Below are 11918 nucleotides of genomic sequence, written 5' to 3' on the forward strand. Positions count from 1 at the left end.
GGGACTGCCATTCACCGGCGACTTCATCCCAACGACGATCAAGCGCGCGCCGCTCGTCGGCGAGCATACACAGGAAGTATTGGGCGAGTTGTGAAACAGGGGGAGGGTATGGAAGCCGCTTCGATCCGGCGAGAGTGGGCGACGGGCTGGCCATTGCTGCTCGCCGCCTTCGCCGGCATGGCGGCGCCTCTCCTCGGGCGCTACACGATCGGCCAGTTCATGGGTCCCATGGAAGCGGACCTGGGCTGGACGCGAACCCAGATAACGATGGGCCTGACGCTCTCCGCATTGGTCTCGTTCACCTTGTCGCCGATCGTCGGGCGTTACAGTGATGTGTTGAACGTCCGGATTTTTGCCATTGTCGGTCTTATCCTGACAGGATTCATGTACGCCGCCTTTTCGCTCGCCACCACCAGCGTGACATTGTGGGTGGTGCTGTGGATCCTCCACGCCATCTGCGCGGTGTTGATCGAACCGGTGATCTGGCTGTCGGTCGTCCCTACGAAATTCGTTGCAAGCCGCAGCATTGCAATCGCCGTAGTGCTTTGCGGAAACAGCCTGACCGTGGCCATCACGCCGGCGCTGGCGCAGATTTTCATCGATGAATATAGCTGGCGGATGGCCTTCCGCCTGCTTGGGCTGCTGTGGTTCGGTTCGGCCCTTTTGCTGACCCTGTTCTTCTTTTACGACCGTCGCGATCACCATGCCGGCGCGCGATCGGAAACGGGGGCGAAGGCCAGGCGTCCATCGATCCTTCCGCTGCTGAAATCGCCGAGGTTCCTGAAGTTCGCTTTGGCGATCTTTGCGATCTTCATGGCAGAATCCGCATTCCTGGTGCATCTGGCGCCGGCGCTGATCGACAAGGGTTTCACTGCCCTGAGCGCAGCCAAGCTTGTCGGTGCCTCGGGCGTCACCGCGATCGCAGGCAAGCTGATCGCGGGGTGGCTGTTCGATCATATGCCGTTCAGCATCGTCACGACATCGGTGCTGGTGCTGCTTGCGGCCGCTTGCGCGCTGTTTCCGCCTTTCGGCGCCGCGACCTTCTGGGCCACCATCGTCTGCTGTGCTTTGGGATTGACGATCGGTGCGATGTACACCGTCTCAGCCTGTGTCACGCGCCAGTTGTTCGGAGAAGAACAGTTCGGGTTCGTGTTCGGAACACTTACGAGCGTGATGGTCCTGGCCTCGGCCTCGGGGCCGCTGCTCGGAAGCTATATCCACGATCGTTTCGGCACATATGACCTGATCTATTGGGCCGGTGTTGCTATCGCCCTGGCCTCCGCCGTGCTTCTAAAGACGCTTGGTGGAGGGCGGGACGTGTTGGCCGACTAGACGCGTTCGGCATCTATTCGGCGATGGCGGTACCGTCGTGTCTCGCCTGGCGACGTTTCCGATGATCCGGTGGCCAGCCCGAGACCTCTCATTGAGGCGGTTGCGGTTGCGGTCGATTTAACTCACACTTGGCTGTGCTCGAGGACCCGCACGATGCAGAAGAGCGCGATCAGTGAGGGCGATGAGGATCAGCGAGCGCTTGAACGGTTAAGCCGCGATTTTCGCTGGCCGCTGCTGCGCTATTTTCGCCGACGCACGACGAATACTGCCGATCTGGAGGATATGGTCCAGGAAGTGTTCGTGCGGCTGATACGGCGTGGCGGCACTTCGGCGCTCGCGCGCGAAAATCTGAGCGCATATGTTTTCGAAACGGCCAGTAGCGTCCTCAAGGATCGCCTGCGCAAAGGCGTGACCCACCATGTCGAAGCGCACGAGCCATTTGACAGTGATCGACATTCCGGTGTGGATTTTTCGCCGGAGCACGTTTTGCTGAATAGAGAGAGGCTGGTGCGGGCAACCGCCGTGCTGCTCGAACTGCCAGAACGAACGCGGGTGATCTTTGTGCTGAGACGGCTGGAAGGCATGCGCTTCAACGATATCGCTTCGCGGCTGGGCATTTCCGTCAGTGCTGTCGAGAAGCATATGCAGCGGGCTATCACGCATCTCATGCGGCGGGTCGAACAGGAATGATTGCGCCAGGGCAGCGACCGTCGGTGCGCGGGCTCGCACCGGACGAGGCGGCATCATATTGGTTTGTTCGCCTTGATGCCGGGCCGCTCAGCCCGCGCGAACAGGCCGAATTCGACGCCTGGCGTGCGGAATCGGCCGTCAATGCCGCTGCATTTGATCGGGCAGCGAAGGTCTGGGACCTGTTTTCGGAGGCAGACGGCGATTCGCATTCGAACGCCTTGCGAGAATCGGCGCTGGAGGTCGGGCCGGAATCGCGCAAGGGCATGTGGCTCGGCCTGGCCGCTGGCATTGCTGCATCCTTGCTGGCCGCCACCGCTTTCAATGTCGAACCGTTTCGATCTTCCTCCAGGCAGGCGACGAATGTCGTTGCCAGACCGGTACCGGCGGCGGAAATAGCGAAGCCCAGTTATGGTGAGTTCGCGACCCGCAAGGGCGAACGCCGGACCATAGACCTGGCGGACGGAACCGCTCTCACGCTCAACACCGATAGCGCTGTCCGCGTCGCTTATGCACCGGGACGACGGTTCGTTCGCCTCTTGCGCGGCCAGGTGCTTTTCGAGGTCGCCAAGGATCGCCGCCGCCCCTTTGTCGTCGAGGCGGCCGACCGTCAGGTTACCGCGCTCGGCACAGTCTTCGAGGTCATGCTGGATCGGGACCGGATGCACGTCACCCTGGTCGAGGGTAAGGTGGTGGTGGACGCCGTCAGCGATCACCCGGTGAATGCGGCCATCATCACGCCGATGGTATTGGCGCCGGGCCAGGAGTTTGTGGCCACGATTGGTTCCGCACCGCAGCTTGTTCAGGTCGATGTCGATCAGCAGCTGCGATGGCGCGAAGGCTTTGTGGAGTTCAATGATGTCCCGTTGACCGAAGCGGTTCAGGAGATGAACCGCTATTCTAGCCGCCGGCTCCTCATTCGGGATGATGCCACCGGACATCTTCGCATCAGCGGCGTTTTCCGCACCGACAATCCCGAACGGTTCGGGGCCATCGTCGGCGAACTTCTTCCCATTCGGTCTCGCCTGTTGCCGGACAGGGGCATCGAATTGAGCATGGCCGCCGAACCGCCGCGCTGACCCGCCTGCGGCAAAGCGCGCATCCGTGAAGGAACGGCTCGGCTGCCAGCTGAAGCGCATCCGGGCCTGACCGGCATCATATCCGGCAATGTCGGTGAAACTCGGCACTAAGCGAACGTCGAGGGCCCTGAATCAGCATCCATGTCCGGCGGGACGGAAGCAATCTTCGCATAAGTTGGAAAGAGCGATTTCGCCGGCGTGACGGCGATCGAACCGTTCGTCCGGTCCGGGAAGATATGCGTCTGAAGAGGGCTTGGGTTGATGAGTGCCGAACATGCGACCCGCTTCTACATCGACGGCCGATGGCTGGATCGCGCGGACCTGCCTTTGCTCCCGGTCGTCGATCCGGCTTCGGAAATGGTCGTCGGCCATATCGCCGCAGGCGGGCCCGCCGATGTCGATCTCGCGGTGGCGGCTGCGCGCCGGGCGTTCGAGACCTACTCGCGCACGTCGATCGACGATCGGCTGGCGCTGCTCGGGCGCATCCTCGATCTGATCGAGCAGCGGGCGGAGCAATTCGCCCAGGCGCTGGTGACGGAAATGGGCGCGGCGATCGGCTTCGCGCGCATGTCGCAGGTGCCGTTCGCGGCGGAGCATGTGCGCGTCCAAATCGAGGTGCTGCGGCGTTACACGTTTCTCACGCTCGACGGCACGATCGCCACGGCGAAGGAGCCGATCGGTGTCTGTGCGCTGATCACCCCCTGGAACTGGCCGCTCTATCAGATCACCGCGAAGGTCGCGCCCGCGATCGCCGCCGGGTGCACCGTCGTGCTGAAGCCGAGCGAGCTTTCGCCTTATAGCGCATTGCTGTTTGCGCAGCTCATGCACGATGCCGGGGTGCCGGCCGGCGTGTTCAATCTGGTCAACGGCACCGGCGAGTCGGTCGGCGCCGCGCTGGCGGCCCACCCCGATGTCGATATGATCTCGATCACCGGATCGACCCGCGCCGGGGTGCTGGTCGCGCAGGCGGCGGCGGTGACGGTGAAGCGGGTCGTGCAGGAGCTTGGCGGAAAATCGCCCAACCTGTTCCTCGACGATGCCGATTTCGCGCAGGGTGTCGCAAAAGGCGTGCTCGCAGGGATGCGCAATGTCGGCCAGTCGTGCAGCGCGCCGACGCGGATGCTGGTGCCGGCCGATCGGCTGGCCGAAGTCGAGGCGCTCGCGGCCGCGGCGGCTGCCGATATCCGCGTCGGTGATCCCCGGAATCCCGAAACCACGATGGGCCCGATCGCCAACGCCGCGCAATTCGCGCGCGTGCAGACGATGATACAGGCCGGCATCGATGATGGCGCCAGGCTGATCTGCGGTGGGCTCGGCCGGCCGGACGGGATCGAGCAGGGCTTTTTCGTGCGCCCGACGATCTTCTCGGAGGTGACCCCGAATATGCGGATCGCGCGCGAGGAGATTTTTGGCCCTGTCCTCTCCATCATGCCCTATCGCGATGAGGCGGAGGCGATCGCGATCGCCAACGACACCGTTTATGGCCTCGGATCGCATCTCCAGTCCGGGAACCCCGACCGCGCGCGGCGCGTCGCGTCGCAGATCCGTGCGGGGCAGGTGCTCATCAACTATCCGGCGTGGAACGGCCATGCGGCGTTCGGCGGCTATAAGCAGTCGGGCAATGGCCGCGAATTTGGCGTCCATGGCTTCGAGGAATATCTGGAAACCAAGGCGATCATCGGCTTTTGAGGCGATCTCACGCGCGGTCGGTACGCGTATCAGCTCTTCGCGCGGCGGCGCTTCCGGGGCCAGCGGAAGTAGAGAAGGATGGCGCCGGCGATACCCAGCGACAGGCCGCCCAGCGCGAAGGCGCGCAACCAGAGCGTGTGGAAATTCTCATGGCCTTTCCAGTCCATGATGTGGAGCGCCCACACCAGATCGTAGAACCGCCAGGTTCCGGTACGAACCGCCGCAATCCGGCCGGTGGCGGGATCGATATAGACGCGCGTCGCTTCCTTGTCGGTGAAGGCGACGCGCCACGCCGGCAGCGCGCCGTGATATTCGATCGATTGGGCGGTGGCGAGTTCGGCCCGGGTTGCGGTCGCCGATCCCTTATAGGCGGCGCGGGCGATCCGATCGGCCAGCGCGCGATCGACTTTCTGCTCCCGGCCACTGGCCATATCGATCAGCCTTCCGCCACCATCGACATAATGGACGACCGCCATCGGGCGATCGACCACCGTCTCGATGGTAATCGTCGAGATGGGGCGGGGGTCGGCGGAAAGCGAGGGAAGCTGGCGGAGCGCGGCCACATCGAGCGGTCTGGCCGGCGCCGTACCGACCAGCCTGTCCCCATGAACCAGATCGAGCGGCAGCAGGCTCATCAACAGGCCACTCGTGCACCAGATCAGCAATTGCGCGCCGATGATCAGCCCCAGCCACCGGTGCACCTTGCTGGCGCCGATATGGAGGCGCAGGCGGGTGATCTTCAAAACCAGCTCCGGAGGCCGATCACGAGGCTGGTCGATCCGACATGTTCGCCATCCTGTCGGGCATAAGATGTCGTATCGCCGACCTTCCGATCGTAGGAGACGCCGACATATGGCGCGAATTCGCGCTTGATCTCGTAGCGCAGCCGCAGGCCCAGTTCGGCGTTGGACAGGCCCGACCCGATCCGATCCTCGGGCACGTCCCGCGCCGCGAAGTTCAGTTCGATCCGTGGCTGAAGGATCAGGCGCTGGGTGATCCGCTGATCATAATAGCCTTCGGCGCGGGCGAGCAGATCGCCCTTGTCGGACAGGAACAACGCGCCCTCGACCTCGAGCAGATAGGGCATCAGCCCTTCCACGCCGATCGTCGCATAGGTGCGCGCCGGGCGTGGCCTGATGTCCTGGCGGACACCGGCCTGCAGGTTCCAATAGGGATCGATCGCCCGCGAATAGAGCGCTTGCACCTCGGCGCTGTCGACGCCGCCGCGAACGGAACCTTCGCCCTCGCTCTTGAGGGTCAGCCGATTGATATCGCCGCCGAACCACGCCTCACCGTCCCAGCGATAGCCATCGCCGCCCTTGCGCGCCTGATATTCCGCCAGATTGAACATGACCTGATAAAAGGTTCCGCGGCCATGCTCGCGGCTGAGCGCGTCGCGCACGCGCGCCATTTCCGCGGGCGGGAAAATCCGATCGGCATAATGATCGGTCGGTGGCGAAGGAGCCGCGGCATTGCCGGCCGGCAGCGCCGTTCCGCCGGTCGCCTGTTCGGGCGGCGCACCCATGTCCATGCCCGGCATCGCCGACATGTCATGCCCGGCGTGCGGATCGCTCGCCGGCGCTGCGGTCTGCGCTGCAAGCGGCGGCGAGACGGCGAGCAAGCAACTCGCGGCAAGCAGGTGCAGGCGGCTCATGCCACGTCTCCGCGCGGTCGAACCGAAACGATCCGCATCATCCCGGCGTGCATGTGATACATCATATGGCAATGGAAGGCCCAGTCGCCGACCGCATCGGTGGTGACGTCGAACGTCACCGTGCCGCCGGGCAGGACATTCACCGTATGCTTGCGCGGCGCATGATCGCCATGGCCGGTTACGAGTTCGAAGAAATGACCGTGGAGATGGATCGGGTGCGACATCATCGTGTCGTTGACCAGCGTGATCCGTACCCTTTCATCCTTCAGGAACGGGATCGGCGCCTTGATCTCGCTAAACGCCTGTCCGTCGAACGACCACATATAGCGTTCCATATTGCCGGTCAGGTGGATCTCCATCGCGCGATCGGGCGCGCGCACGTCCGGATTGCGCTCCAGCGCGATCAGGTCGCGATAGACGAGCACCTTGTGGCCGACATCTTCGAGCCCCTGGCCCGGCTCGCCGGTGCGATCGGCGGGCATCGGGCTGATCGTCTGCACGCCGGGCCCCAGATGCACCTGCGGCGCATTTTTCGGATCGCGCATCTTCATGCTCATCTCATGGCCGGCTGGCGGGGCGCTGGCCGGTGCGCTGAGATCGAGCGTGTTGCCCATCGCCATGCCGGACATGTCCATCCCCATGTCCTTCATCGTCGCGATCGGCCGCGTGCGCAGCGCCGGCACCTCGGCGACCATCCCCTCGCGGGGCGCGAGCGTCGCGCGGGCCATGCCCGATCGGTCGACGGCCTCGCCCACGATCGTATAGGCGCGATCATCGGCGGGCGTGACGATGACGTCGAACGTCTCGGCGACGCTGATCTGGAATTCGTCGACCGTGACCGGGCGGATATTCTGGCCATCGGCCTGGACGATCGTCAGCGCGAGCCCCGGAATGCGGACGTTGAAGATCGTCATCGCCGACGCGTTGACGAAGCGCAGCCGCAGCCGCTCGCCCGGCCGGAACAAGCCGGTCCAGTTGTCGCGCGGGCCATGGCCGTTGACCACATAGGTGTAGGTGGATCCCGTGACGTCCGAAATGTCGGTGGGGTCCATCCGCATCTTGCCCCAGTCGATCCGATCCTTGAGCTTCTGGTCGCGACCGTCGAACAGGCCGGCCAGCGTCTGTTTCTGATAGTTGAAATAGCCCGGTTGCTGCTTGAGCTTCCGGTAGATCACATGCGGATGAATCGGGCTGTGATCGGACAACACGATCACATGTTCGCGGTCCGACCCGATCGGATCGTCGCCGGCGGGATCGATCACGATCGGGCCGTAATGGCCCATCGCCTCCTGCAGGCCCGAGTGGCTGTGATACCAGTAGGTGCCCGACTGGATGACCGGAAATTCATAGACAAACGTCGATTTCGGCCGGATGCCGGGAAAACTGACGCCGGGAACGCCGTCGAACTGGAACGGCACGAGCAGGCCGTGCCAGTGGATCGAGCTGTCCTCGTCCAGGTCGTTGGTCACCGACAATCGGACCGTCGTGCCCTGTTTCAACCGCAGGAGTGGCGCGGGCACCGTGCCGTTGACCGCGATCGCATGGCTTTCGCGGCCGTCGACCATCATCATCTGATGCCCGATCCGCAGCGCGATGTCGGTGCCGCTGACGGTCGGCAACGGCCGGACGATCCCGCCCGATACCGGCTGCGCCCAGGCCGGAAACCAGCTTGCGAGCGAAAGACCGCCGCTCGCCAATGCGGCGCTGCGCAGCAGCGATCGGCGATCGAGTGTCGGTGACGGCATGGCTGGGATTCCCCGATGGACGTTCTTATCCGTTCATACGCGGGCCGCGCCTCAATCCCTCAAACTTTCCGCGAGCCGCGCGCGCGCGCGATAGACCCGGGTCTCGACGGCTTTTTCGCTGATTCCCAGCACCTGCGCGGTCTCCGCCTGTGACAGTCCCTCGATCGTGCGCAGGATCAGCGATTCCTTGAGCGAGGCCGGCAAGGTGGCAATCGCCGCCATGGTGCGCCGGAGCTCCTGGCGGTCGGACAGCGTCGCCTCTGGTGTCGCGGCCTCGTCGGCGGCCGCGCTCGCCGCCTCGATCGGCAGCGCGAAGGAGAGGATTCTGCGAACCGCCCGCCGCCGTGCCCAGTCATGGCATTTGTTGATCGCGATGCGGGCGATCCAGATCCGGAACGGGCGGGCGCCATCATAGCGGGCGAGCGCCGAAAAGGCGGCGACGAAGGTCTGCTGGGTCACGTCGAGCGCGGCATCGGCGTCGCCGATATGGCCGCGGATCAGCCGATAGGCCGGTTCGCGATGGCGCCGCATGAGTTCGCCATAGGCCGCCTGCCGGCCGGCGAGCGCAAGCGCAGCCAGTTCGCCGTCCGAACAGCCGGCGAGGTCGAGGCTCATTCCTCCTGGGCCGTCAGCGCCTTGACCACCGCCTGATCGAAGCGGGCCGCCTGATCGGGGCGCAGCACGCCGCGCATCGCGAAGATATGTTCGAGCGTTTCCTTCTGAAGCATGCCCATCGCGTGGTGCGATCGATCGACCGCCGCGCCGACCTGCGGGCCATAGCCATGCTCGGCCTCGATCGCATCGGCGAGCTGCGTATTGTCCGCGCGCAATTCGCGCTCGAGCGCCTGCTTGCGGACGGCAAAGCGCTGTTCGATCGCCTCGATCCGGGCGGCCTGGCCATCGTCCAGCTGGAGCTGCCGGTGCAGCAAGCTGTGCAGTTCGGTTTCGACCGGCGCCTGCCGCGCGATATACAGACGCCCGACGATGACGCCGGCAATCGCCGCGCCGAAGGCGATCAGCGCGATCAGCAGCAGCCGGCGATCGATCATTCGCCGCTGCCCAGCAGGGTGGATGGTGCGAGCGCGGGCGGGGTGCCGAACGGCGCGATCGATGCCGCCCGCGCCGGCGTGCCCGGCAATACCGAGCTGGCGAAGCCGATCGTCAGCGAAGTGATCGCCGCGAGGCCGAGGAGGGTGCCGGACAACGGGCGCGTGGCCGCGGCGCGGGCGGACATCGCCTCGAAAATGGCGGCGTCGATCGATGCCAGTCGGGGATGCACGGGCATATCGCGCAGGCGCGCCATGGCGGCGTCAATGTCGGTCATCATCATCATTCTCCACGCTCTCTGCCCGATGATACGCACCCGCCCGGATCATCCCTCAGGCAATATTTGCAAAGGCCCGATGAGGGATAAGCCTGCAAGCCGCGTATCCATCATATCGATCCCGAATGGAGAAAGTCATGCTTCGTTTCCGAAACGCCCTGATCACCGCCGCCGCCGCTTCGCTGGCCATCGCCGCACCGGCTTTCGCGCATCCGAAACTTGTGTCGGCGACGCCGGCCGCCGGTGCGACGGTGAGTGGCCCGACCCAGATCAGCCTGACCTTCAGCGAAACGCTGATGCCGCAAATGTCCGGGCTGGATCTCGCGATGACCGGGATGCCCGGCATGGCGCACCATGCGCCGATGAATGTGACCGGTTTCAAGACCAGCGTTTCCGGCGACGGCAAGACGCTGGTCGCGGCCTTGCCGAGGGCGCTGCCCGCCGGCACCTATGACGCCAATTGGCATGTCGTCTCGACCGACACACATCGTGTCGAAGGTCATCTCACCTTCACGGTCAAATAAAGCATGGGCGACGGGCCGATCATCGCCGCGCGTTTCGCGCTGTTTGGCGCGCTGACGCTGCTGTTCGGCCTGTCTTTATTCGGTCTCCATAGTCTGCGCGGCGAGGAATGGCAGGATCGCCGGCTGATCCCGTTCAGCCTCTGTCTGGGCGGGCTGGCGGCGATCGGCCTTGCGGCCTCCGCGTTCGGCTTCGTCGCCATGGCGGCGGCGATGGGCGGAACCAGCCTGTCCCAGGTCAATTCCGACACGCTGACCATGCTGCTCGGCCAGACCGCGGTCGGTGCCGCATTTGAGATCCGGATGGCGACGCTGGTGACCTGCGTTGCCGCAAGCATCCTGCTTGTTCGCCATCCCGCCCCCGCGCTGGGCACGATTGTCGTCGCGGCGGGAACGGCGCTTGCCACCCTGGCCTGGTCGGGTCATGGCGCGGCGAGCGATGGCGGGGCGCGGATGGTTCATCTCGGCGCGGACATCCTGCACCTGCTGGCCGCGGGCGCGTGGATCGGCGCGGTCGGCGCCTTGCTCTTCATCGCGGTCCGGACCTCGCATGATGGCAGGGCGCAGGTCCGGACGCTCCACCGCGCGCTCGACGGCTTCGCGGCGATCGGCACGGTCCTCGTGGCGCTGATCCTGATCACGGGCGGCATCAACGCGCTGTTTCTCGTCGGCGTCGATCAACTGCCACACCTCGCGGCGAGCCTGTGGGGACGGCTGATGCTGGCGAAGATCGCGTTGTTCATCGTCATGCTGGCGATGGCGGCCGCCAATCGCTTCCGCCTGACGCCCCGCCTCGAACGCGCGATCGGGCAGGGCGATCATGGTCGGGCGCTCGGCCTCCTGCGCCGTAGCCTCGGAGTGGAAATGGCCGCGGCGATGCTGATCCTTGGGCTTGTCGGCTGGCTCGGCACGCTAGAGCCTGTCGGCTAATAGCCCGCCGATCGATCGACGCGGCCGGGCAAGGGCAGGCCCGCGCGATCGCTGAAGATGGCTTCTGCGACAAAGCGGGCGGCCGATGCCGGATCGGTCCTGCTGGCCACATGCGGGGTCAGCAGGACTCGGCGATGGTGCCAGAAGGGATGGTCGGCAGGGAGTGGCTCCGGATCGGTGACATCGAGGATGGCCGCCGAAAGATGACCGCTGTCGAGCGCCGCCAGCAGATCGGACGCTATGAGGTGACCGCCCCGACCTGCGTTGATCAGCGCGGCTCCGGCCGGCAGCGTCCGGAAGACCGGTGCCGCGAGCAGCCCGCGCGTTTCCGGCGTCAGCGGCAGCAGGCAGATCAGGATGTCGAGACCGGCAAGGAAGGCGGGCAGGGCCGCCATGCCGGCATGGCAATGCACGCCCGGCATATCCTTCGGCGATCGGCTCCAGCCGGACAGGGCGAAGCCGAAGCCGGCGAGGCGCTCCAGCACCGCGCCGCCGAGCATGCCCATTCCCATCACGCCGACATGCCGATCGGCGGCAGCGACGTGGCGGCGCGGGCTCCAGAGGCCGGCTCGCTGCTCGGCCAGATAATGCGGCATATCGCGATGGAGCATCAGCACGGCCATCGTCACATATTCGACCATGCCGTCGACGAGCGTACCCTCGGTCATGCGCAGCAATGGCAGGTTGGGGGGTATCGTGGCGACATCGAGCTGATCGACCCCGGCGCCGATCGACATTGCGAAACGCAGCCCGGGCAGCGTATCGATAAGGCCCGGCGGCAAGGTCCAGGCCGCCAGATAGCGGATATCGGCGGGATCGCCGATGTCGGGCCATTGCCTTACGCTCAGGTCGGGCACGAGGGTGGGCAATTGTTCGGCCCACAGCTTGCCCCGCGCCGCATCGCCGACATGGAGGAGTGTTTCGACGCTGGACATGGCGGCGGATGATATCCTCAAC

General features: G+C 65.1%; 13 protein-coding genes. 6 read left to right on the forward strand and 7 right to left on the reverse strand.

Going from position 1 to position 11918, the window contains the following annotated elements:
- Positions 1-108 precede the first annotated feature (108 nt).
- The 4 genes from BLS13_RS13550 (at position 109) to BLS13_RS13565 (ending at position 4787) form a co-directional block, all read left to right on the forward strand.
- Positions 109-1332 (forward strand): MFS transporter, encoded by a 1224-nt coding sequence (locus BLS13_RS13550; RefSeq protein ID WP_093452860.1) that lies wholly within the window; start codon positions 109-111, stop codon positions 1330-1332.
- A 69-nt stretch (positions 1333-1401) separates the two neighbouring features.
- Positions 1402-2022, forward strand: a complete 621-nt coding sequence (locus BLS13_RS13555; protein WP_143011953.1) for an RNA polymerase sigma factor — start codon at positions 1402-1404, stop codon at positions 2020-2022.
- Entirely contained in the window at positions 2019-3098 is a 1080-nt protein-coding gene (locus tag BLS13_RS13560) for a FecR family protein (RefSeq protein ID WP_093452863.1), read from the forward strand. Before BLS13_RS13555 ends, BLS13_RS13560 begins: the two co-directional genes overlap by 4 nt.
- Positions 3099-3359: 261 nt before the next feature.
- On the forward strand, positions 3360-4787 hold the full coding sequence (locus tag BLS13_RS13565; RefSeq protein ID WP_093452865.1) for an aldehyde dehydrogenase family protein: 1428 nt from the start codon (positions 3360-3362) through the stop codon (positions 4785-4787).
- A 29-nt stretch (positions 4788-4816) separates the two neighbouring features.
- On the opposite strand, the gene BLS13_RS13570 is transcribed toward BLS13_RS13565, so the two are convergent.
- From BLS13_RS13570 to BLS13_RS13595, 6 genes are read right to left on the reverse strand one after another with little or no spacing between them, the layout of a single operon-like run.
- Positions 4817-5530 (reverse strand): PepSY domain-containing protein, encoded by a 714-nt coding sequence (locus tag BLS13_RS13570; protein WP_256325874.1) that lies wholly within the window; start codon positions 5528-5530, stop codon positions 4817-4819.
- On the reverse strand, positions 5527-6441 hold the full coding sequence (locus tag BLS13_RS13575) for a copper resistance protein B (protein ID WP_093452868.1): 915 nt from the start codon (positions 6439-6441) through the stop codon (positions 5527-5529). Before BLS13_RS13575 ends, BLS13_RS13570 begins: the two co-directional genes overlap by 4 nt.
- Complete coding sequence (locus tag BLS13_RS13580; protein WP_093452869.1) at positions 6438-8186, reverse strand: copper resistance system multicopper oxidase; 1749 nt, start codon at positions 8184-8186, stop codon at positions 6438-6440. The genes BLS13_RS13575 and BLS13_RS13580 overlap by 4 nt, the downstream gene beginning before the upstream one ends.
- Positions 8187-8237: 51 nt before the next feature.
- Positions 8238-8801 (reverse strand): RNA polymerase sigma factor, encoded by a 564-nt coding sequence (locus tag BLS13_RS13585; RefSeq protein WP_093452871.1) that lies wholly within the window; start codon positions 8799-8801, stop codon positions 8238-8240.
- Entirely contained in the window at positions 8798-9235 is a 438-nt protein-coding gene (locus BLS13_RS13590) for a periplasmic heavy metal sensor (protein ID WP_093452872.1), read from the reverse strand. The genes BLS13_RS13585 and BLS13_RS13590 overlap by 4 nt, the downstream gene beginning before the upstream one ends.
- Positions 9232-9513: a hypothetical protein gene (locus BLS13_RS13595; protein WP_143011954.1), complete on the reverse strand. Its 282-nt coding sequence runs from the start codon at positions 9511-9513 to the stop codon at positions 9232-9234. The genes BLS13_RS13590 and BLS13_RS13595 overlap by 4 nt, the downstream gene beginning before the upstream one ends.
- A gap of 134 nt (positions 9514-9647) precedes the next feature.
- On the opposite strand from BLS13_RS13595, the gene copC reads away from it, so the two are divergent.
- Positions 9648-10034: a copper homeostasis periplasmic binding protein CopC gene (gene copC / locus BLS13_RS13600; RefSeq protein ID WP_093452875.1), complete on the forward strand. Its 387-nt coding sequence runs from the start codon at positions 9648-9650 to the stop codon at positions 10032-10034.
- Positions 10035-10037: 3 nt separating this feature from the next.
- Positions 10038-10961: a copper homeostasis membrane protein CopD gene (copD, locus tag BLS13_RS13605; RefSeq protein WP_093452877.1), complete on the forward strand. Its 924-nt coding sequence runs from the start codon at positions 10038-10040 to the stop codon at positions 10959-10961.
- On the opposite strand, the gene BLS13_RS13610 is transcribed toward copD, so the two are convergent.
- Entirely contained in the window at positions 10958-11896 is a 939-nt protein-coding gene (locus BLS13_RS13610; protein ID WP_093452879.1) for a 2-hydroxyacid dehydrogenase, read from the reverse strand. The two genes, copD and BLS13_RS13610, sit on opposite strands and share 4 nt — an antisense overlap.
- Positions 11897-11918: the final 22 nt, after the last annotated feature.

The sequence above is a fragment of the Sphingomonas sp. YR710 genome (genome assembly GCF_900101455.1).
Classification (GTDB): domain Bacteria; phylum Pseudomonadota; class Alphaproteobacteria; order Sphingomonadales; family Sphingomonadaceae; genus Rhizorhabdus.